A 19388-nucleotide genomic window follows, 5' to 3' on the forward strand; every position below is an offset into this window, starting at 1 on the left:
GGGGCCATCGAACAGGGTCCGCTCCCCGCATCTCGGGCACATAGCGAAAAGGGCAGCCTCACCAATGGCGGGCTGCCCCTTCGAATTGTTTGGCGGAATATCCGTCAAGGAAGAGCCTAGTGGACTTCGGCGCCCCAGCCGCCCCAGACGTAAACTGCGATGAAAAGGAACAGCCACACCACGTCAACGAAGTGCCAGTACCACGCAGCTGCTTCGAAACCGAAGTGCTGGCGCGGAGTGAAGTGGCCCTTGTACGTGCGGAACAGGCATACCGCGAGGAAGATGGTGCCAACCAGCACATGGAAGCCGTGGAAGCCGGTCGCCATGTAGAATGCGCTGGAATAGTTGGAACCGCCAAAGCCGAAAGCGGCGTGGCTGTACTCATACGCCTGAATGGCGCTGAACAAGATGCCGAGCGCTACGGTCAGCCACAGGCCCTTCTTCAGGCCATCACGGTCGCCGTTGATAAGCGAATGGTGCGCCCAGGTTACCGTTGTGCCAGAGCACAGCAGGATCAACGTATTGAGCAGTGGCAGGCTGAAGGGATCAAGAACATCGATACCCTCTGGCGGGAAGCTGAGCAGTGCGGCTGCGCCGTCCTGCCCGATGACATTTTGCCAGCGATTATCACCCAGATATTCAAGCGGCGACGGGAACAGGGCGAAATCGAACCAGCTCCAGAACCAGCCGACGAAGAACATGACTTCGGAAGCGATAAACAGGATCATGCCATACCGCATGTGCAACTGCACGACAGGGGTATGATCGCCGCGCTGCGCTTCGTTCACAATTTTGGAGAACCAGCCGAAGAAGGTCGCGATCAGGCCGGCGATGCCGATGCCCAATACAATGCGCCAGCCTTCACCGAAGAAGTCTGCATGCATCAGCATGACCATGCCACTGGTGAAGATCAGCGCGGAAAACGCGCCAACAACTGGCCAGATATCGGGGGCGAGAATGTGATAATCGTGGTTTTTGGCGCCGGCCATGTGTCTGTCCTGATGCTTGATGTCTTGTTTTGGCTCTTAATGTCCCCAAACGCGCGGGTCCAGAGCCTTAGCTGTCTTGTTCGGCCAATTCGCCGGTTTTGGTTTCTTCGTTTTCGATAGCGCGGTGGAACGTGTAGCTGAGCGTAATCTGCTCCACGTCCTTCATATTCGGGTCATCCATTACCGCCGGATCGACGAAATAGAGCACCGGCATGCGGATTTCCTGACCCGGTTGCAACGTCTGTTCGGTAAAACAGAAGCACTGGATCTTGTTGAAGTATCGTCCCGCCTGCTCCGGCTCCACGTTAAAAGTCGCAGTGCCGGTTATCGGCTGGTCCGAATTGTTCCGCGCAATGTAGGTTGCCATGTCACGCTGGCCCACGGCCACGCGGTCTGTCACCTGCGTCGGACGGAAATCCCACGGCATGTCGCGCGCGGTATTCGCATCAAAGCGGATCGAGAAGCTTTTGCCACCAGCCAATGTTGCCATGCGCTCTGCCGCGCTGGCTTCCGCTTCGGTTGCCACCTGAGTTGTCCCGCCAAAACCTGTCACGCGGCAGAACAAATCATACAGCGGCACAGCCGCATAGCCGAGGCCCAGCATCGCCAGCGCCCCGCCAAATGCCAGCAGCATTGTGCGGCGATTGCGGTCTTCCAGAGTTGCAGTTGTCATTGCGCACCTATGCGGACAATCGTGATTGCATAAAACAGCACCACCAGGCCCAAGAGCACCAAGCCGAAAACGGCATTTCGCGCCTTGCGGCGGCGCTTGAATTCTTCTTCTTCCTGCGGCGTCATGCGAAAGCTCCAAATCCGGCAGCAACACGGTCGACAACCAGCGCGGTAAAAAGCGCGAAGAGATAGAAGATCGAAAACGCGAACAGCTTCTTCTCCGGCTTCATACCATCGCCTTCAACAGATGTCCGAAGGCCTACCGGGACAGTCAGCGCAAGGAAGACCGATGACAGCATCAGCGCCGAAATTCCGTAAATCGCTCCTGTTTCACCAATGATCCATGGAGCAATGCTGAGCGGCAGAAGCAGGACCGAGTAAATCAGGCTCTGGCGGCGGGTCGATGTCTCGCCTGCAGCATTGGGCATCATCGGAATGTTCGCAGCGGCGTAATCAGGCTTCACCCACAGGGCCAGCGCCCAGAAATGCGGAGGGGTCCACATGAAGATGATGGCAAACAGCAATATCGGCATCAGGGTGATCTCACCCGTCACGCATATCCAGCCGATCAGGGGTGGAAACGCCCCTGCAGCGCCGCCAATCACGATATTTTGCGGTGTGCGCGGCTTCAGCCACATGGTGTAAATGACAACGTAGAAGAAAATGCTGAAAGCCAGCGCGCTCGCTGCCAGCCAGTGGACCGCAAGGCCCATGATCATGACGGATGCGCCAGACATCAGCAAACCGAAATCACGGGCATCCCCGCGCTGAATGCGGCCCATTGGCAAAGGGCGGGCCTGCGTGCGCTTCATCTTCGCGTCGATATCGGCTTCCCACCACATATTCAGCGCACCCGCGCCGCCCGCAGCGAGCGCGATGCACAATATGGCGGTGAAGCCGATGACCGGATGGATGGAGCCGGGGGCAGCCAGCAGGCCGCACAATGCCGTAAACACCACCAGGCGCATCACCTTAGGCTTCGTCAGCGCGAAGAAATCGCGCCAGTCGGCCGGCATGCTTTGCGAAACAGTGGCCTGCGGTGCCTGGGGTTGGGTGGCGGAAATGGCGGTCATGGTCCTGTTACTTGTATGAAGGGGCGCACCGTTACCGGCGCGCCCCTCTCATTTACGTGTCTTGGCGAGAGGGTTCGCCGTTAAGCGGTCGCTGGGCGATCGCTGATGTGATCATCCGCGCTGTGATGATCTTCGATCACCGGCAGCGTTTCGAACTGGTGGAACGGCGGCGGGCTGGAAAGGCTCCATTCCAGCGTCGTTGCGCCTTCGCCCCAGTAGTTACCTGCAGCGCGCTTCCCGGCGACCAGAGCATAACCGATGTTCACGAAGAAGATGATCATCGAACCTGCCATAATCACATAGCCGTAGCTGGAAATCTGGTTCCAGTATTCAAACGCAGCCGTGTAATCAGGGTAGCGACGCGCCATCCCGTTCAGTCCGAGGAAGTGCTGCGGGAAGAAGATCACATTCACACCGATGAAAAACACCCAGAAGTGCAAATGGCTGAGGAATTCGGAATGCCAGCGACCGCTCATCTTCGGGAACCAGTAGTAGAAGCCCGCAAAGATGGAGAACACTGCACCCATCGACAGCACGTAATGGAAGTGTGCCACGACGTAGTAAGAGTCATGGAGGTTATCATCGATGCCGCCATTGGCCAGCACAACGCCGGTAACGCCGCCGACTGTGAACAGGAAGATAAAGCCCATCGCCCACACCATCGGTGACTTGAACTCGATACTGCCGCCCCACATCGTCGCGATCCAGCTGAAGATCTTGATACCCGTGGGCACCGCAATCACCATCGTTGCCGCGGTGAAATACATCTTCGTGTTCACGTCCAGACCGACCGTGTACATGTGGTGCGCCCAAACGATGAAGCCGACCACACCAATCGCGACCATGGCATAGGCCATGCCGAGATAGCCGAACACCGGCTTGCGGCTGAAGGTCGCCACGATCTGGCTGACCATGCCGAAGCCCGGCAGGATCATGATGTAAACTTCAGGGTGACCGAAGAACCAGAACAGGTGCTGGTACAGAACCGGATCGCCGCCACCGGCGGGATCGAAGAAGGTTGTTCCGAAGTTACGGTCCGTAATCAGCATGGTGATGGCAGCAGCAAGCACGGGAAGTGCCAGAAGCAGCAAGAAGGCTGTGACCAGCACCGACCACACGAACAGTGGCATTTTGTGCAGGGTCATACCCGGCGCACGCATGTTGAAAATGGTGGTGATGAAGTTTGTCGCACCAAGGATCGAACCTGCGCCCGCAAGGTGGAGCGAGAAGATCGCGAAATCGACTGCCGGACCAACGGAGCCGCTTGTCGAAAGCGGAGCATAAACCGTCCAGCCAGTACCGGCACCAAGGCCAACACCGCCCGGCACGAACAGCGAGAACAAGAGCGAGAAGAAGCCCGCAACGGTCAGCCAGAAGCTGATGTTGTTCATGCGCGGGAACGCCATATCAGGCGCACCGATCATCAATGGCACGAACCAGTTGCCGAACCCGCCGATCATGGCAGGCATCACCATGAAGAATACCATGATCAGGCCGTGCGCCGTGATCAGCACATTCCACATGTGACCCTGTTGATCGAAAGACGAACCATCGCCGCCCATCATATCAACGATCATGCCCATATATTGCAGGCCCGGCGCGGCCAGTTCAGCGCGCATGGCGCCCGAAATGACGCCGCCTATGATCCCTGCGATAATCGCAAAGATCAGGTAAAGCGTGCCGATATCCTTGTGGTTGGTCGACATAAACCAGCGAGCAAAAAAGCCGGGCTTGTGATCAGCGTGATCATGCGCGGCGTGATCTTCGTGGTGAGCGTCAAAACCTTCAGCGGTGGTGGCCATAATTTCGTGGACCTTGTTTTCTATATTCGTCGTTCAAAAAAATCGGATCGGTAAGAATTACGCAGCGGCTTCAACCGCCTCGCCTTCTTCGGTACCATCGTCAGTTGCTTCTTCCACAGGCGCCGGAGCCGCAGCAGCGGCATCTTCTGCCTGGATCTGGGCGCGGGTCATACCGCCTGGCTGCATCGCAACCCAGGCATTGTAGTCTTCCATGCTGCGCGCTTCGACGGTGATGGGCATGTATCCGTGACGGGCACCGCACAATTCCATGCACTGGCCGTAATAGATGCCTTCTTCCTCGATCAGGAGGATCTTCTCGTTGATGCGCCCTGGAACGGCGTCCATCTTGAACCACAGCGAGGGCACGGCGAACGAGTGGATCACGTCGGCACCGAAAACCTGCAGACGGATTGGAACACCAACCGGCACAACCATGCGGTTATCGACGGCAAGCTGGTGGGGTTCACCCGCGCTCAGCGCTTCGCTTTCGTCCAGCATGTTCGAAATGACTTCAAAACCGCCATTGTCGAGATATTCATAGCCCCAATACCACTGGTAGCCATTGGCCTTGATCGTGATCGCATCCTCTGGCGGAGCTTGATACTGGCGCGCCAGCAGAGTGATGGATGGCACCGCAATCACCACCAGGATGATGACCGGAACAACCGTCCAGATGATTTCGATCAGCGTATTATGGCTCGTCTTCGAAGGCACCTGATTGGCAGCACGGCGATAGCGAGCGATGACCCACAAGAGCAAACCGAGGACGAAAAGGCTGATTGCGAAAATAATCGGCAGCAAGATCGCATCGTGCATCCACAAAGCGTAATTACCGTTCGCGGTGTACTGGTCCTGGAACGTCATCGATGCCAGCATGTCCTCGTCTGCCGAGGTCGGCTGGCCAAGGATACGATCCGGGCCGAAATGTTCGAAACCGCCTGTTTCGTCGATCACGACTTCGCCGTCAGCTACGCTTTCGGCCACAACCTCTGCCGCATCCACGGTAGAGGCAGGCGCTGAAATGTCCTGCGCAACCGCACCGGACGGCGCGATGGCGACCATAAATGCTGCTACCAGCATGGTCAGGAAGTGCATTTTGTTGCGGGCAATTGTGCCGAAATTCATTGCTGAGATGCTTTCCGTTTTTTCCACCCGGACATATGGCCCGGCAGCCAGGCAGTGGCTGAGTCTGGCGGGCGTATACCCACGCTTGCTCGTTGTCTCAACCACATCTAGGGACTTTTTTCGAAAGGGTCCATGCGTCCCTTGGTCCCTGATATACTCGCAGCGCGAAAGGTTTAGGCGAAATGGCCATGACACAGGAAGAGGTACTCGCCGAATTTCGCGGCTGCGGCGCTCTGTTGGAAGGTCATTTCAAGCTGAGCTCCGGGCGGCATAGCGGCCATTATCTGCAATGCGCCCGCGTCTTGATGAATCCGCATCGCGCCGCCAAACTGGCCGAGGCGCTGGCTGAATGTATCCCCGGCGAAATACTTGATTCGCTGGATGCTGTGGTCAGCCCGGCGATGGGCGGCATTATTATCGGGCACGAAATGGGCCGCGCGCTGAACCTTGATGCGATGTTTTTGGAACGGCCAGATGGCGAGTTTCATCTGCGCCGCGGATTCGCACTGCAACCCGGCGCGAAGGTGCTGATGGTCGAAGATGTCGTGACCACCGGCCTTTCCAGCCGCGAGGCGATTGCCGCTGTTGGCCGTGAAGGCGGCGAAGTGCTGGCGGAAGTTTCCCTGGTGGACCGTTCCGGCGGCACGGCGGACCTTGGTGTGCCGTTCTTCCCGCTCATCGGCATTGATTTCCCGACCTATGCCGAAGATGACGTGCCCGACGCTTTGGCCGATATCCCGATCACCAAGCCGGGGAGCCGCGCGTAACATGGCCCATCCCTCTCGCCCCAACAGTCTCAGGCTGGGCGTCAATATCGATCACGTTGCGACCATCCGAAACGCACGCGGCGGCGATCATCCTGATCCGGTGCGCGCAGCGCAGATAGTGGCGGCTTGCGGCGGCGACGGGATCACCGCGCACCTGCGCGAAGACCGCCGCCATATCCGCGATGAGGATTTGAAGCGCATTCAGGAAGCAACCGACCTGCCGCTCAATCTGGAAATGGCCGCGACCGACGAAATGCTGGCCATCGCGCTTTCCCACATGCCGCATGCTGCCTGCATCGTCCCGGAAAAGCGGGAGGAGCGCACGACCGAAGGCGGGCTGGATGCCGCAGGCCAGCACAATCACCTCCAGCCGATCGTCACGCGGCTGAAGGATGCAGGCATTCGGGTGTCGCTGTTTATCGAGGCAAGCGAACGCCAGCTCGACAGCGCGCTGCAAATGGGCGTGCCGGTGGTGGAGTTTCACACCGGCGAATATGCGCACGCGATGGCGGCCAGTGATCAGGAGCGCGTTGCACGCGAGTTGAAGCGCCTGTCCGACATGGCCGCCCTCGCCGCGAAGAACGGTATCGAGCCGCACGCCGGGCATGGCCTTACCTATGACAACGTGCAGCCAATCGCCGCCATTCCGCAGCTCGCAGAACTGAATATCGGGCATTATCTCATTGGCGAGGCGATTTTCGACGGGCTAGAGCCAGCCGTGCTCAAAATGCGCGAACTGATGGATCTGGCGCGGTGATTATCGGTCTTGGATCAGACCTGTGCAATATCGAGCGTATACAGAATTCGCTCGACCGGTGGGGTGATCGCTTTCGCCAGCGGTCCTTTACCGATATCGAAAACGCCAAGGCCGCGCGCAGGCCGCATACGCAGGCGGGCACTTATGCCAAGCGATTTGCCGCCAAGGAGGCGTTTTCCAAGGCAGTGGGCACCGGCTTCAAGCGCGGCGTTTTCATGAAGGATATCGGAGTCGTCAACGCGGCCAGCGGTGCGCCCACGCTGGAGCTGACAGGAGGCGCAGCGGTACGGCTGGCGGAACTAACTCCTGCCGGACATAGTATAACCATTCATCTGACCCTCACCGACGATCACCCATGGGCGCAGGCCTTCGTGATTTTGGAAGCCAATCCGAAAGCCTGACCCAGTGCCATGAGCGCCGACGACACGTCCAAGCCTGAAACGACCGACTGGTTCGCAGAAGTTCGCGGACTGGCGTTGATGCTGCTTGCAGTGTTGGCATTTCACACTTTCATCGCCAAACCGTTTTACATACCCAGCGCCAGTATGGTGCCCAATATGATGGTCGGTGACCGGCTGATCGTGAGCAAATATCCCTACGGCTGGAGCTGGGTATCCGCGAGTTTCCACATTTTTCCGCGCGATGACTGGCGCATTGCTCCGGCCACTCCCGAATATGGCGACATCGTTATCGCCGTACCGCCTGACAGAGGCGAGGATTACATCAAGCGGGTGGTTGCACTGCCGGGCGATACAATCGCTCTGGTCGATGGGCAGATCATTCTGAACGGGGAGCCGGTGCCACAGGATATGGAGCCGCCGGTGAGGCTGCCGGCCGAAAACGATAATCTGTGCGATGCCGGTTTCGGCATGAAGCATCCCTGCCTCAGTGCGTTTGAACAATACCGGGTCACTCTGGAAGACGGCTCTCAAGTATTTGAACCGCCGACATACCGTGAAACGCTTCCCAATGGCGCAAGCTATCTGATTATCGACCATATAAACGGCCTGCGACTTGATAATATGGAGCCTGTTCTAGTGCCAGAAGGACATGTTTTCTTAATGGGTGACAACCGCGATCATTCGTCAGACAGCCGCGCCGAGGCGAATTCGCCTGCCTGCTTCGACTGCAATGGCCTTGGTGGTCCGGTACCGCTGACCAATGTTGGCGGAAGGGCCGAACGCCTTACATTCTCGCTCGACGGCAGCGCCAGCTATAACCCGCTCACGTGGTTGGGGGCCTTGCGTGATGGGCGCGGCTGGACCAGCCTCAGGCCCGAACTGCGCGGAGAGGTGGCGGAATGAGTGCTCCTGAGCAAAATTCGATAGACGACGATATGGGAGCCAGCCCTGCCCGCATATCCAGCCCGGAACTGCGATATGAAGCCGCGCGCGCCTTTGTCTGGGTGTCAATTGTCGGCCTGGTCGTGCTTGCCGTTTACATATCTCAAAGCCTGCTGGTGATCTTCGGCGCGATGGTATTTGCCGCAATGGTCGATGGCGGTTCGCGCCTGCTTGGCAGAGTATTGCCGATTGGCCGGGCCTGGCGTCTTGCCATTGTGTTGCTTGGCGGCGTTGGATTTGCAGTCTGGCTCGGCATGTTTGCAGGCTCTCAGATCTCGCAGCAGGCGGCCGAATTTCCTGATATTGTCAGCCGCCAACTGGACGCGTCGATCGACTGGCTGCGCGCCAGGGGCTTCGCGATCAGCGACAGTAATGTGCAATCCATTTTTGGTCAGTTGGCGAGCGGAGCTGGCACCGTGACACGTGCAATAGGCGGCGTATTTGGCGGACTGACCACATTTGTACTGATCGTGATCATTGGCATCTATGTTGCTGTAGAACCAAAACTTTATGAACGCGGTGTGGCGTGGATGATGCCGCGGGGCCGGCGCAGCGAATTCCATGAAATGGTCAACAAGATGGGCTTTACGATGCGGCGGCTGATGTTTGGCCGTATCGTCGGCATGGTTTTCGAAGGTATTTTTACCTATCTCATGCTGCTTGCTTACGGTTTGATCACGGGCGACGCGATCCCGATGGCTGCATTGCTGGCAATACTGACAGGCTTGCTGGCCTTTGTGCCCAATATCGGCGCGGTAATTTCCGGTGTACTGATGGTGCTGGTAGGGTTTTCCGGCGGCGTTCAGATGGGAGTATATACGATTATCGTATATTTCCTCGTTCAGAATATCGACGGTTATTTGATTGTACCGATGATTGCCCGCAAAACGGTGGATCTGGCCCCGGCACTGGTGCTTGGAATGCAGCTGATTATGGGCATATTGTTCGGCATTCTCGGCTTGTTTCTTGCCGATCCTTTGCTGGCAATGATCAAGGTGGCGCTGGAACAGCGGGCCAAGTCGAAGGATGCCGAAGACATGGCGATTGAAGAAGGGGCGCTGGCAAACAAAGCCGGACCAATGGAGAAGACCACTGCGTAAGTTCCTTTATACCATCGTTTTTTTGATCGTTCTTGTGATGGCGGGATTGTTCGCGCTGCGCATGTTCGATGATGAACTGACCGAAATCGCCTTCGTCCCCAACACCGAATTCGTCGAGCAGGACCCGCTCGACAGCAACAGCTATCAAGATCCGGACATGTGGTTCAGCCGCCCCGGAAAGGGTGTGCAGAATGATCCGGCACGCTGGCAGCCGGCTTTTGCAGAAGCTGATGCGGCGGAACCACGCAGAGGTAGTGCGCAGGCGGCGACGACATCACAGAGCGAGCCGCTGCCGCCTGCGTTGATTTCGCAGGAAGATCCGCCCCGCTTTGCGGTATTCTTCGTTCACCCCACAAGTTACTTCGATGCGCGCCAGTGGAACGCTTCTCTCGATGACGAGGAATCGCAGGACCGTGCGCGACTGATGGTGCGGGGGCTCGGTAGCGCTTTCAACCAGGCGAGCGAAATATGGGTGCCGCGTTATCGCCAAGCCACATTCGGCGCGTTCATCACCGATCTGCCAGAGGCCACGCAGGCCCTGGAGGCGGCTTATGCCGATATTGACCAGGCCTTCGACTTCTTTCTGGACTCGATCCCGGAGGATATGCCCATCGTTCTCGCCGGACACAGCCAAGGCGGCTATCACGTCGCCAGGTTGCTGGAAAAACGCATTACCGGAACGCCGCTGCAATCGCGGATTGCGATGGCCTATCCCGTAGGTTGGCCGATCAGCATTGAACATGATTTGCCCAGCCTGGGTTTGCCCGCCTGCGCTACGCCCGAACAGGCTGGCTGCATCATGAGCTGGGCCAGCTTTGCCGAACCTGCAGAGCCGGGCCAATTCTTCCGCCGCTACGCCGCGATCCCTGGCAGTGATGGCGAGCCGCGCGGAAACAGCCCTATTCTTTGCGTGAACCCCCTGAACGGGATGTTGAATGGAGAGGCAGGTATGGCTCTGAATCTCGGAACGCTTGTGCCAGAGGATGATCTGACCACAGGAGAACTTGTTGTCGGGGCAGTTCCTGCACGCTGCGATACCAATGGACTGTTGCTTATTGGTGATCCACCCGAACTCGGCCAGTACGTGCTGCCGGGCAACAATTACCACGTGTATGACATCCCGTTGTTTTGGAAAAACCTGCAACAGGACGTCGTACGGCGCGTGGGTGCATGGCAGCAGGCCCGGCCATAACCACGCTGGTCACAGAGGACGCCGCCACGTTTCGTGACGCGCTGCCCGATGGCGGCGTGCTGATGGGACTGGACCTTGGCACCAAGACGATCGGCGTCGCTATATGCGATGCCGGATGGAGCTTTGCGACGGCCGGCAAGACGATCCCCAAAGGCAAGTTCGCGCGCGACAAGGCAGCGCTTGAGGCCATCTGCAAGGATCGCAGTGTGGCGGGAATTGTTATCGGTCTGCCGCTCAACATGGATGGCACGGCCGGGCCGCGGGTACAGGCAAGCCGGTCTTTTGCGCGCAATCTGGCTGTGCTGGAATTGCCGGTGCTGCTGTGGGACGAGCGGTGGTCGACCGCCAGCGCAGAGCGGGATCTGATCGCGCAGGATTTCAGCCGTGCAAAACGTGCGGTGCGTATCGACAGCCATGCCGCTGCCATCATTCTGCAAGCTGCGATTGACCGACTGGCTGGAGGCATCCTTTAGGCAGAGGCCGGTTCTAGTGCCGGGGCCAGCGCGCGGCGACGCTGTGTCGCTTCTGTTGCCACCAGCCTGTTGCCCGAACCTTCCGCAATTCGCCACAAATCATCGCGGGCCTGCACATCAAGCACGCCTGCCTGCGCATCCAGCGCGACCAGCCGCATGCGGTCGCTGGGGTGCGACCCGGCGAAGTGGACTGCAAGATCGCGCGCCTCTTCGCCCCCCAGCCCCACCGCCACACGCAGAAACGTCTCGCTCCCACCTGCGCTGATGACGCCTGCAATCTCGTCCTTCTCGACATCGAACCGGTATTGATCGAGCCAGCCCTGCGCGCCGCCAGCGTGCATGATGTTGATCGAAACCGAAAGGCTTTCCGGCGGGAGCTGCGAATGCACATCCTTATGCGCGCGGTAATGCATCAGCCTGCCCGGCGTCAGCGTGGAGCGTTCGATAAAGCGCAGCCCTGCCTTCTCTCCAACAATGCCTGCGACCTGGTCGTAATCATATTCCCAATAATCGCTCGAGTAGCCCGGCCCGAAATAGCCGGTGGTGAGGAAATCGAAATTGTGATCGTGCGGCAATTCATAACTGAAGGCGGCCTTTCCGCTTGCTCGGAACATGTGCTCGTCTCCGCTTGGCCAGAAATTTGCACGCATGAAAAATTCGCTGCCGAGTGGGGAAAGCATGACAACTTGTGGTCCGTACGCCGCCGCCTCTTCGGCAGCCTTCGGTCCGCGTTTCAACTCGTCGACCAACATATCGCCAAGGAAGCTGCGGTTGTTGCCCAGGCGGCGAAGCCAACGCGCCCCGGAAAGCAGGCTGTCCTCCTCCCATGGACGAAAGCCGCCGTCGTGCAGCCCAGCAATGCACTCTTCCAGTTCGCATGATGTTTGATCAAGGCAATCGATTGCGCGCGGCATCAGACGGTCTCCAGCGTGGCAAATTGGGGATTGGCTTCAAGCAGTTGTGCGCGCAGCGCTCCGGCAGGAGCGGCAAGCGGATCTCCTGCGCGGCGCGCAAGACGAACCAGCGCCCGAAAGCCGACCTCGCTATCCAGCGCAAGACATTCACGCAAAGATTGCCAGCGCAGCGAGGCATCCCCGCAGTCCAGCGCCGTTTTCGCCATCAGCGGTGCAGCATCGCAGCGGCCCATGCGGCCCAGCAAGGCGGTAATCGCCTCCTGCCGGCTCGTCGCAAGCGCGCCAGCACTCTGCATGAGCAGTTCACCGGTAGCTGCATCATAATCGCGAACCGGTTGAGGGTCACTGGCGCTCCGGCTCAAGCGCAGGATCACAAGGCGGCGACTGACGCTCTCGACCACCAGTGTCTCGCTGTTCAGATCAAGCCCGAGCCTTGCTCCGCCCCGGAGTGAGATATGTTCGGCGTCAAACTGCATCTTGCGCTCACCTGCGGACCGGGCCCGCACAATTCGCGCCTCCGCCACGCCGGCCAAAACAGCATCGAAGCGTTCGGCATCGGAGAATTGATGCCCGGTGCTTACCGTTTTCCCAGGTTCACGGCTCTGGAGCGTCAGCTGCGCACGGCCTGACCGGGCCAGCAATATGGTTCCTGCCAAACCGTTGAAGCCATGACGAAAAGGCGGATGTCCAATCGGATGATCGCGAAGGGCCGCGCAATAATGGTGCGATAGCCGTACCATGATTCTCTCGCCCTCACCGCCTTGGGTAAAGACATTGTCGAGCATGGGGCAGGCACCCAGCGGGGCGCCTTCGCCAAACCGCCCCATCTCCATCATCATTTCAAACGCGCCCGGTTCTGCCTGCCAGGCCTTGCGCGCGACATCCATGGCCGCCTGAGCCTGGCGTTGCGGAACACGATCATTCCGCAACGCCGCGATGAAAGGGTCAATATCCATCGTCTGGCCCGATTGTCAGAACAATGTCGTCGTGGGAGGCATGGCATCGTACAGCATGGTCGCCAGCACAATGATTGTATCGTCATGGCCCGGTGTCTGTGCCTGGCCGCTGCCGAACATACCGGTCAGAGTGTTCAGATCAGGCAAACTCGCCAGATCGATTGAGGGAAATTTCATTTCGGTCTCTCCGTTTTCGGATGGTGCGACAGATTGCCGAACCACGAAAATGGGTTGCCGAGATATAGCAGTTATTGAAAATTAAATTACTGTAATACAGCTCTTTATTTCTCTTCACACCAATTCAGAATGACTATCAAGCCTTCCGGCATGGGCTCTTGAAGCGGCAGTTCGAAACGCGCCGCATCGGCGCGCGCGCGGTTTATGATGCGCGCAGGAATCCGCGGGTCGGCCAGAACTGCGTCGGCCATGCCGAGAAGCCGTGCCTGACGCAGCGTCAGATCTTCGGGATCGTCGCTGGAAAGCGTAAATTCGTGCAGCTGCGCCTGCGAAGGGGCGCCAGCGTCCGCTAGCCACATTTCGACCCGGCCTGCGCTTCCCCCCCCAAGCGGATCAAGCATTCCGCCTTCTCCTAACGCCCCATCCAATGCCCGGCGCCGCTCCGGCATGGCAGGAAAACGGGCGCGGATGGCATCGCGGGCACTTGATAAGTTGGCGGCCAACACGCCAAGATCGGCAGGAAGTAGCTTTTCCAGCCGCAGACGTAACTGCTTGGCCAGCCCGGCAGAGGCACCGCCTGTCCCGACGGCAACAAGCACCGGGTCCCGGTCAAGAATGCTGGGAGTGGTGAAATCACAAAGCTCAGGCCGGTCCACCACGTTCACCAGCAGGCCCGCGCAGCGCAGGCGAATCGCATCGGATTCGCACATGGCCGGATCATCATGCGCCACGAAAGCAAGCCGCGCGCCTTCATCCAGCCCTTCCTGCATATCTGCGACCACGCGCCCACCTGCGCGCTCCACCAGGCGGCGCTTGGGTTCGGCCATTTCTCCTTCACCCAGCACGATTACAGGTTGCCCGGTAATCGTGTGGAAAAGTGGCAATTGCTGCATGTCAGGCGAGAAAGTCGGGCACGCGTTCAGCGTCAGCAATCGCGCCTGGCAGAATACGGTCGGCAACAACGGCAAAGTCCGATCCATCGACCATCACTTCAGCCACAAAGCCGCGCGAATTATAGCTGCTGGCCATGGTTGCGCCGTATGCGCCTGCGGTGCGGAAGACGGCCAGATCGCCAGAGACAAGCGCGTCCGTTTCGCGGCCCATGGCAAAGGTATCTCCCGTTTCGCAGATCGGGCCGACGATATTGGCGGTCATCCGCTCGCCAGACGGCTTCACCGCATCGAAATCGTGCCACGCGCCGTAAAGGGCTGGCCGCGCAAGATCGTTCATCGCGGCATCGACGATCACGAATGGATCGTTCAGCCCGCGCTTCACGCGGATTACGCGGGTCAGCAAAACGCCCGCATTGCCCGCAATCACGCGGCCCGGTTCGAACATGAGGGTGACATCCCACCCCTTCGTGACGCGCGCCACCATCTCACCATATTCCGCAGGACTAGGGAGCACTTCTCCCTTGCGGTAAGGCACGCCAAGTCCGCCGCCCAGATCCATGTGGCTGATCGTATGGCCCCCGCCGCGCAAGGTGCGCAGGCTGTCAGCGAGCTTTGCAAAAGCGGCCTCCAGCGGAGCAAGCTCGGACAATTGGCTGCCGATATGCACTGCAAGCCCGCGCAGATCGAGGCCGGGAAGCGCCGAAAGCTCGGCAAACAATTCCGGTGCGCGGTCGATCGGTACGCCGAACTTGTTGTCCGCCTTGCCGGTCGAAATCTTGTCATGCGTGCCCGCATCGACATCGGGATTGACCCGCAAAGCGCAGCGGGCAACTTGTCCGCGCGCCGCAGCGATGGCGGCAAGCTCCCGCCCTTCTTCGCTCGATTCAATATTGAATTGGCCAATGCCGGCATCAAGGCCCTGCGCCAGTTCGGTATCGGTTTTGCCCACGCCGCTGAACACGATATCATGCGCCGGCATCCCCGCCAGCAGCGCACGGGCGAGTTCTCCACCCGATACGACATCCGCACCGTATCCTTCGCGGCCGAGCAGGCGCAAGACAGCAAGGTTGGGATTGGATTTGACGGCAAAAGCAAGATGCGGCGGCCTTTCAAGCCCGCTCAAGCCTTCGCGAAAAACACGTGCATGGCGTTCAAACGTGGCGCGCGAGTATACGTATACAGGGGTTCCAACCTCTTGCGCGATGCGCGAAAGGGGAACGTCTTCGGCATACAATTCGCCGCCGTGAATGTGAAAATGGTCCACGGTCAGCCTTCCGGTGGCAAGTCGAACGGATCGTCTTCGCGCTCTTCGCTTTCGCGCCGCAGTTCAACGCTGCGTTCTGGCGCAGCTTGCGGGTCGAGAGCGAGCAATTCGTTCGCGTCGAGCGGTTCGGTCGCTCCGTATGGTGCCTCCGGAAGCGTTTGCCCGGCGGTAGGCTGCAAATCGGTGCGTTGGCCGCAACCGGCCAGAAGCAGGACAGCGACAATGGCCGAAGTGGTCCTGTGAATCATGTTTCCATTCCTGATTTGCTGCGGGCCTCTGCAACCCGTGCGCGTACTTGCTCGGGCGCGGTGCCGCCATAGGAATTGCGTGCCGCCACCGATGCCTCCACCGACAACGCTGCGTACACACGTTCATCAATCCGTTCATCAATGGCCTGCAGTTCTTCCAGCGAAAGTTCATCTAGCGCCGCGCTTTTGCGCTCCGCCAGCTTTACCGCTGCGCCGGTGATGTGATGTGCCTCGCGGAAAGGAATGTCTGCCTCCCGCACCAGCCAGTCGGCCAGATCGGTTGCCGTGGCATAGCCCAGTTCCGCTGCCTGACGCATCCGGTCCTCTCGGAAATCCGCACCGTCGATCATACCTGTCATGGCAGCAACACACAGTTGCAGCAAAGCTGCTGCTTCGAACACGGGAGGTTTGTCGTCCTGCATGTCCTTGGAATAGGCGAGCGGCAAGCCTTTCATGGTCATCATGAGCGCCATCTGGCACCCGACGATCCGCCCCGCATGGCCGCGCACCAATTCCGCCGCATCAGGGTTCTTCTTCTGCGGCATGATTGAACTGCCCGTGCTGAGAGTATCGGGCATCCGCACAAAGCCGAAGGGCTGGCTGGCCCAGATCACGAATTCTTCCGCAAGCCGTGAAAGGTGCAAGGCGCACTGGCTGGCTGACCCCAGAAAATCGAGCGCGAAATCGCGGTCGGACACGGCATCAAGGCTGTTGGATGTCGGCCCGTCAAACCCGAGCGCTTGCGCTGTCATCTCACGATCAATGGGAAAGCCAGTGCCGGCCAGAGCAGCGCTGCCCAATGGCGACTGATTGAGCCGCACCCGGGCATCGCGGAAACGGGACAGATCGCGCCCGATCATCTCGTAATAGGCCATCAGATGATGGCCCAGCGTCACTGGCTGCGCAGTTTGCAAATGGGTAAAGCCGGGCATGATTGTCCCGGCATGTTCGCCTGCACGATTGACAAGTGCTCGTTGCAAACCCGTCAGCGCGTCCACCAGGGCATCGGTTTCATCACGCACCCACAGCCGGAAATCGGTCGCCACCTGATCATTGCGGCTGCGCGCGGTGTGCAGACGGCCTGCAACCGGACCGACAATTTCCGCCAGCCGCGCTTCGGTGGTCATGTGAATATCTTCGAGGTCCCAATCCTCCGGTACACCGTCACTGGCATATTCCGCAGCAACCGCGTCAAGCCCGCCGGTTATCGTGGCAGCGTCGTCCTCGCTGACGATCTTGCACGCTGCAAGCATGGCGACATGCGCTTTGCTCGCGGCTATATCTTGTCGCCACAATAGTTTGTCGAACGGGATACTCGCATTGATCTCGCGCATTATGGCAGAGGGGCCTTCGGCAAATCTGCCGCCCCACATCGTATTGGAGGAATTGTCCGTGGCCAAAATGCGCCTTTCGAGTTTGCTGATCGCCTGCCTTGCGGCGGGCCTGTTGACCGCGTGCGATACCGGTGCGAGCGACAGCACGCAAGAAAACGCGAATGCGGACGGGACAAGCGAAACTATCGCGCTGACGGGCACATTGAACCGCAGCTTTGCTGGTGAGGCCATTCCCGACGTCACTCTGACCGACCCTGACGGCGCCACTTTGGACCTTGCCGCCCTGAAAGAGCCAGTGCTGCTGAACTTGTGGGCGACATGGTGCGCACCATGCGTAGTGGAAATGCCCCTGCTGGATGAGCTTGCAGCCGATTTGGAAGGGGATGTCCGCGTGCTGACGGTGAGCGAGGACTTGCGCGGAGCCGAAGTGGTCGTGCCGTTTTTCGAAGCCCGTGATCTGCCGAATTTGCCGCGCTGGATGGACCAGCAGAACGACCTCGCTTTCTCCTACGGCGGCGGCGCTGTACTGCCGCTTACGATCCTTTATGATGCGGACGGCAGAGAGGTGTGGCGCGTGATCGGGGCCTACGACTGGTCTTCTGCTGAGGCACGCGAAGAAGTGCTGGAGGGGACGACTGCGGCCACAAACGCCGAATAATCAGGCAACACCAGGCCCACTCGCGGGCGGCTGGTTCGGCCGAGGCCAGTGAGCATGTATGCCTTCAGGTACGGCCTGGACGCCATGGACAGATCACGAAAGAGCTCGGGCCAGATTGATTCGAACTGGAATGGCGGCGTGAAAGCCCGTGTCAGCCATTGATAGAATCGCAGACGCGACGCCCTTGCCGTTCCAGCAACGAGCCCGCAGCCAGTCCCGAAATGCCCCATCCGGTCACAGCTATTTTCAAAACTTGCATCTTATCCCTTTTGCGCGGGCAAACCTTACGCTAAGGCGCTCCCGCTATAGGCATTCCTATAGGGCGATTAGCTCAGTTGGTAGAGCATCTCGTTTACACCGAGAGGGTCGGCAGTTCGAGCCTGTCATCGCCCACCAGTTTTCTTGCAAAACCGTCCAAGGGACGGTTTTGCAAGAAAATTCCCCAGCGACAGCGAAGGGCCATGAACAGTGAGAATGATCCGGAGGATCGTTTTTTCATCGCAGCTCCAGTGCAAAGAGCGGGTGCACCTCGGCTGAGGCAAAGCGCCGGAAACACTTCCAACATTGCTGGTATCGAGCAAAAACCCGGTCTATTCGCCAGAATATGAGCGAACCCAAGATCCTTGTCCTTGCAACAGGCGGCACCATTGCCGGTCAGGCGGGCTCCGCCACGCGGGCAGATTACCGCCCCGGGCAGATCGACATCGCCGATTTCCTCAGCGCGTTTCGCGAGCTGGGTATCAACACGCGGCTGGAAGGCCGGCAAATAGCCAATATCGATTCGGCCAATATCGGTCCTGCCATTTGGGCCCAGCTGCAGCACGCCTGTATGGCCGCGATGGATAACCCTGATTGTGGCGGCGTCATCATCACCCATGGAACAGATACGGCCGAAGAAACGGCCTTTCTGCTCGACCTGACCCTGCCGACCACAAAGCCGGTTGTGCTGGTGGGCGCAATGCGGCCTGCGGATGCTGTGGGCAGCGACGGGTTGCGCAATTTCGCCAATGCCGTGCAGATTGCCGCGCATCCGGATTCGGCCGGGCGCGGCGTTCTGGTGGTCATGGGCGATACCGTTCTATCAGCGCGCGATGTGCGCAAAGCGCACACTGGAGGAACCAACGCCTTCAAGGGTTTCCCGCGCGGGCCCGTCGCGCTGGCCACGCCCGCCGGGGTCGACTGGCTTTCACCGCCCTGGCGCCCTTACGAATCGGCGCGTTTCACTTTTCCCGCAACTTTCCCCCGCGTGCCGATCCTTCATGCTTATGCAGGCATGGACGGTGCCAGTGTCAGGGACGCGCTTGAAGCGGGGGCGGAAGGCTTCGTGCTGGCCGGCTTCGGGGCAGGAAATTCACCTGACGCGGTTTATGAAGCGCTGTGTGATGCTGCCCGGAACGGCGTGCCGGTCGTGCGCGCAACGCGTGTTGATGAAGGGCTGGTCAATCGCGAACCGGAAGATGCACAGAACGGCTTTATCGCTGCCCGCGCACTTGGCCCGGCCAAGGCGCGTATCCTGTTGCAAATGCTAGTAGCGAGCGGACGGGCCGACCCGGTTGAAGCACAGGCCGCATTCGATCTGCGCTAGTTCATGTATTGAATTGAGCGAACAGATTACGCCGTAGTCCGGCCTTGTCGGCGTTCCAACCAAGCC

Annotated in this window: 22 protein-coding genes and 1 tRNA gene; 10 read left to right on the forward strand and 13 right to left on the reverse strand. The window is 59.2% G+C overall.

Going from position 1 to position 19388, the window contains the following annotated elements; translation table 11 throughout:
- Positions 1 to 116: 116 nt before the first annotated feature.
- The 6 genes from AB731_RS09815 to coxB form a co-directional block, all read right to left on the reverse strand.
- A complete protein-coding gene (locus tag AB731_RS09815) occupies positions 117 to 989 on the reverse strand; it encodes a cytochrome c oxidase subunit 3 (RefSeq protein ID WP_047093265.1) in 873 nt (290 codons plus the stop codon).
- Positions 990 to 1056: 67 nt separating this feature from the next.
- Positions 1057 to 1662 carry a cytochrome c oxidase assembly protein gene (locus AB731_RS09820; protein WP_047093264.1) on the reverse strand — a complete coding sequence of 202 codons (606 nt, stop codon included), beginning with the start codon at positions 1660 to 1662 and terminating at the stop codon, positions 1057 to 1059.
- The gene (locus tag AB731_RS14325; RefSeq protein WP_047093263.1) at positions 1659 to 1787 is read right to left on the reverse strand and encodes a hypothetical protein; all 129 of its coding nucleotides are present in this window, start codon (positions 1785 to 1787) and stop codon (positions 1659 to 1661) included. The genes AB731_RS09820 and AB731_RS14325 overlap by 4 nt, the downstream gene beginning before the upstream one ends.
- Positions 1784 to 2734 carry a heme o synthase gene (locus tag AB731_RS09830; RefSeq protein WP_047093262.1) on the reverse strand — a complete coding sequence of 317 codons (951 nt, stop codon included), beginning with the start codon at positions 2732 to 2734 and terminating at the stop codon, positions 1784 to 1786. The genes AB731_RS14325 and AB731_RS09830 overlap by 4 nt, the downstream gene beginning before the upstream one ends.
- An 80-nt stretch (positions 2735 to 2814) precedes the next feature.
- Positions 2815 to 4536, reverse strand: a complete 1722-nt coding sequence (gene ctaD / locus AB731_RS09835) for a cytochrome c oxidase subunit I (protein WP_047093261.1) — start codon at positions 4534 to 4536, stop codon at positions 2815 to 2817.
- Positions 4537 to 4593: 57 nt separating this feature from the next.
- On the reverse strand, positions 4594 to 5661 hold the full coding sequence (gene coxB / locus AB731_RS09840) for a cytochrome c oxidase subunit II (protein ID WP_231638903.1): 1068 nt from the start codon (positions 5659 to 5661) through the stop codon (positions 4594 to 4596).
- 188 nt (positions 5662 to 5849) lie between these two features.
- On the opposite strand from coxB, the gene pyrE reads away from it, so the two are divergent.
- Genes pyrE through ruvX form a run of 7 tightly spaced genes read left to right on the forward strand, consistent with a single transcriptional unit; the run spans position 5850 to position 11293 of the window.
- Positions 5850 to 6428, forward strand: a complete 579-nt coding sequence (gene pyrE / locus AB731_RS09845) for an orotate phosphoribosyltransferase (RefSeq protein ID WP_047093849.1) — start codon at positions 5850 to 5852, stop codon at positions 6426 to 6428.
- A gap of 1 nt (position 6429) precedes the next feature.
- The gene (locus AB731_RS09850) at positions 6430 to 7185 is read left to right on the forward strand and encodes a pyridoxine 5'-phosphate synthase (RefSeq protein ID WP_047093260.1); all 756 of its coding nucleotides are present in this window, start codon (positions 6430 to 6432) and stop codon (positions 7183 to 7185) included.
- A complete protein-coding gene (acpS, locus tag AB731_RS09855; protein WP_047093259.1) occupies positions 7182 to 7586 on the forward strand; it encodes a holo-ACP synthase in 405 nt (134 codons plus the stop codon). Before AB731_RS09850 ends, acpS begins: the two co-directional genes overlap by 4 nt.
- Before the next feature lie 9 nt (positions 7587 to 7595).
- The gene (gene lepB / locus AB731_RS09860) at positions 7596 to 8489 is read left to right on the forward strand and encodes a signal peptidase I (protein ID WP_047093258.1); all 894 of its coding nucleotides are present in this window, start codon (positions 7596 to 7598) and stop codon (positions 8487 to 8489) included.
- Positions 8486 to 9628, forward strand: coding sequence for an AI-2E family transporter (locus AB731_RS09865; protein WP_047093257.1), 1143 nt, complete (start codon positions 8486 to 8488; stop codon positions 9626 to 9628). Before lepB ends, AB731_RS09865 begins: the two co-directional genes overlap by 4 nt.
- Positions 9629 to 9665: 37 nt before the next feature.
- Positions 9666 to 10820, forward strand: a complete 1155-nt coding sequence (locus AB731_RS09870; RefSeq protein WP_047093256.1) for a DUF3089 domain-containing protein — start codon at positions 9666 to 9668, stop codon at positions 10818 to 10820.
- Positions 10799 to 11293, forward strand: a complete 495-nt coding sequence (gene ruvX, locus AB731_RS09875; protein ID WP_047093255.1) for a Holliday junction resolvase RuvX — start codon at positions 10799 to 10801, stop codon at positions 11291 to 11293. The genes AB731_RS09870 and ruvX overlap by 22 nt, the downstream gene beginning before the upstream one ends.
- On the opposite strand, the gene AB731_RS09880 is transcribed toward ruvX, so the two are convergent.
- The 7 genes from AB731_RS09880 to argH form a co-directional block, all read right to left on the reverse strand.
- Positions 11290 to 12207, reverse strand: a complete 918-nt coding sequence (locus tag AB731_RS09880) for a hypothetical protein (protein WP_047093254.1) — start codon at positions 12205 to 12207, stop codon at positions 11290 to 11292. The two genes, ruvX and AB731_RS09880, sit on opposite strands and share 4 nt — an antisense overlap.
- Positions 12207 to 13163: a hypothetical protein gene (locus tag AB731_RS09885; RefSeq protein WP_047093253.1), complete on the reverse strand. Its 957-nt coding sequence runs from the start codon at positions 13161 to 13163 to the stop codon at positions 12207 to 12209. Before AB731_RS09885 ends, AB731_RS09880 begins: the two co-directional genes overlap by 1 nt.
- 15 nt (positions 13164 to 13178) lie before the next feature.
- Positions 13179 to 13340 (reverse strand): hypothetical protein, encoded by a 162-nt coding sequence (locus AB731_RS09890; RefSeq protein WP_156167429.1) that lies wholly within the window; start codon positions 13338 to 13340, stop codon positions 13179 to 13181.
- A gap of 104 nt (positions 13341 to 13444) precedes the next feature.
- The gene (locus AB731_RS09895; RefSeq protein ID WP_047093252.1) at positions 13445 to 14233 is read right to left on the reverse strand and encodes a precorrin-2 dehydrogenase/sirohydrochlorin ferrochelatase family protein; all 789 of its coding nucleotides are present in this window, start codon (positions 14231 to 14233) and stop codon (positions 13445 to 13447) included.
- A 1-nt stretch (position 14234) separates the two neighbouring features.
- Entirely contained in the window at positions 14235 to 15497 is a 1263-nt protein-coding gene (gene lysA / locus AB731_RS09900) for a diaminopimelate decarboxylase (RefSeq protein WP_047093251.1), read from the reverse strand.
- A gap of 2 nt (positions 15498 to 15499) precedes the next feature.
- On the reverse strand, positions 15500 to 15745 hold the full coding sequence (locus AB731_RS09905; RefSeq protein ID WP_047093250.1) for a lipoprotein: 246 nt from the start codon (positions 15743 to 15745) through the stop codon (positions 15500 to 15502).
- Positions 15742 to 17118 carry an argininosuccinate lyase gene (argH, locus tag AB731_RS09910; RefSeq protein WP_047093848.1) on the reverse strand — a complete coding sequence of 459 codons (1377 nt, stop codon included), beginning with the start codon at positions 17116 to 17118 and terminating at the stop codon, positions 15742 to 15744. The genes AB731_RS09905 and argH overlap by 4 nt, the downstream gene beginning before the upstream one ends.
- Here argH and AB731_RS09915 point away from each other — a divergent pair.
- From AB731_RS09915 to AB731_RS09925, 3 genes are all read left to right on the forward strand, one after another.
- Positions 17081 to 17737: a TlpA family protein disulfide reductase gene (locus AB731_RS09915; RefSeq protein WP_231638904.1), complete on the forward strand. Its 657-nt coding sequence runs from the start codon at positions 17081 to 17083 to the stop codon at positions 17735 to 17737. The two genes, argH and AB731_RS09915, sit on opposite strands and share 38 nt — an antisense overlap.
- A 320-nt stretch (positions 17738 to 18057) precedes the next feature.
- Positions 18058 to 18133 (forward strand) — tRNA-Val (locus AB731_RS09920).
- Between the two features lie 208 nt (positions 18134 to 18341).
- Positions 18342 to 19322, forward strand: coding sequence for an asparaginase (locus AB731_RS09925; protein ID WP_047093248.1), 981 nt, complete (start codon positions 18342 to 18344; stop codon positions 19320 to 19322).
- Positions 19323 to 19388 lie beyond the last annotated feature (66 nt).

Source organism: Aurantiacibacter marinus, assembly GCF_001021555.1.
Classification (GTDB): Bacteria; Pseudomonadota; Alphaproteobacteria; order Sphingomonadales; family Sphingomonadaceae; genus Alteraurantiacibacter; species Alteraurantiacibacter marinus.

What these genes read in the sequence shown, in the direction of transcription:
- AB731_RS09815 (WP_047093265.1), bottom strand. Translation starts at nt 989, where the DNA reads ATGGCCGGCGCCAAAAACCACGATTATCACATTCTCGCCCCCGATATC.
- AB731_RS09820 (WP_047093264.1), bottom strand. Translation starts at nt 1,662, where the DNA reads ATGACAACTGCAACTCTGGAAGACCGCAATCGCCGCACAATGCTGCTG.
- AB731_RS14325 (WP_047093263.1), bottom strand. Translation starts at nt 1,787, where the DNA reads ATGACGCCGCAGGAAGAAGAAGAATTCAAGCGCCGCCGCAAGGCGCGA.
- AB731_RS09830 (WP_047093262.1), bottom strand. Translation starts at nt 2,734, where the DNA reads ATGACCGCCATTTCCGCCACCCAACCCCAGGCACCGCAGGCCACTGTT.
- ctaD (WP_047093261.1), bottom strand. Translation starts at nt 4,536, where the DNA reads ATGGCCACCACCGCTGAAGGTTTTGACGCTCACCACGAAGATCACGCC.
- coxB (WP_231638903.1), bottom strand. Translation starts at nt 5,661, where the DNA reads ATGAATTTCGGCACAATTGCCCGCAACAAAATGCACTTCCTGACCATG.
- pyrE (WP_047093849.1), top strand. Translation starts at nt 5,850, where the DNA reads ATGACACAGGAAGAGGTACTCGCCGAATTTCGCGGCTGCGGCGCTCTG.
- AB731_RS09850 (WP_047093260.1), top strand. Translation starts at nt 6,430, where the DNA reads ATGGCCCATCCCTCTCGCCCCAACAGTCTCAGGCTGGGCGTCAATATC.
- lepB (WP_047093258.1), top strand. Translation starts at nt 7,596, where the DNA reads ATGAGCGCCGACGACACGTCCAAGCCTGAAACGACCGACTGGTTCGCA.
- AB731_RS09865 (WP_047093257.1), top strand. Translation starts at nt 8,486, where the DNA reads ATGAGTGCTCCTGAGCAAAATTCGATAGACGACGATATGGGAGCCAGC.
- AB731_RS09870 (WP_047093256.1), top strand. Translation starts at nt 9,666, where the DNA reads ATGGCGGGATTGTTCGCGCTGCGCATGTTCGATGATGAACTGACCGAA.
- ruvX (WP_047093255.1), top strand. Translation starts at nt 10,799, where the DNA reads ATGGCAGCAGGCCCGGCCATAACCACGCTGGTCACAGAGGACGCCGCC.
- AB731_RS09880 (WP_047093254.1), bottom strand. Translation starts at nt 12,207, where the DNA reads ATGCCGCGCGCAATCGATTGCCTTGATCAAACATCATGCGAACTGGAA.
- AB731_RS09885 (WP_047093253.1), bottom strand. Translation starts at nt 13,163, where the DNA reads ATGGATATTGACCCTTTCATCGCGGCGTTGCGGAATGATCGTGTTCCG.
- AB731_RS09890 (WP_156167429.1), bottom strand. Translation starts at nt 13,340, where the DNA reads ATGAAATTTCCCTCAATCGATCTGGCGAGTTTGCCTGATCTGAACACT.
- AB731_RS09895 (WP_047093252.1), bottom strand. Translation starts at nt 14,233, where the DNA reads ATGCAGCAATTGCCACTTTTCCACACGATTACCGGGCAACCTGTAATC.
- AB731_RS09905 (WP_047093250.1), bottom strand. Translation starts at nt 15,745, where the DNA reads ATGATTCACAGGACCACTTCGGCCATTGTCGCTGTCCTGCTTCTGGCC.
- AB731_RS09915 (WP_231638904.1), top strand. Translation starts at nt 17,081, where the DNA reads ATGGCAGAGGGGCCTTCGGCAAATCTGCCGCCCCACATCGTATTGGAG.
- argH (WP_047093848.1), bottom strand. Translation starts at nt 17,118, where the DNA reads ATGTGGGGCGGCAGATTTGCCGAAGGCCCCTCTGCCATAATGCGCGAG.
- AB731_RS09925 (WP_047093248.1), top strand. Translation starts at nt 18,342, where the DNA reads ATGAGCGAACCCAAGATCCTTGTCCTTGCAACAGGCGGCACCATTGCC.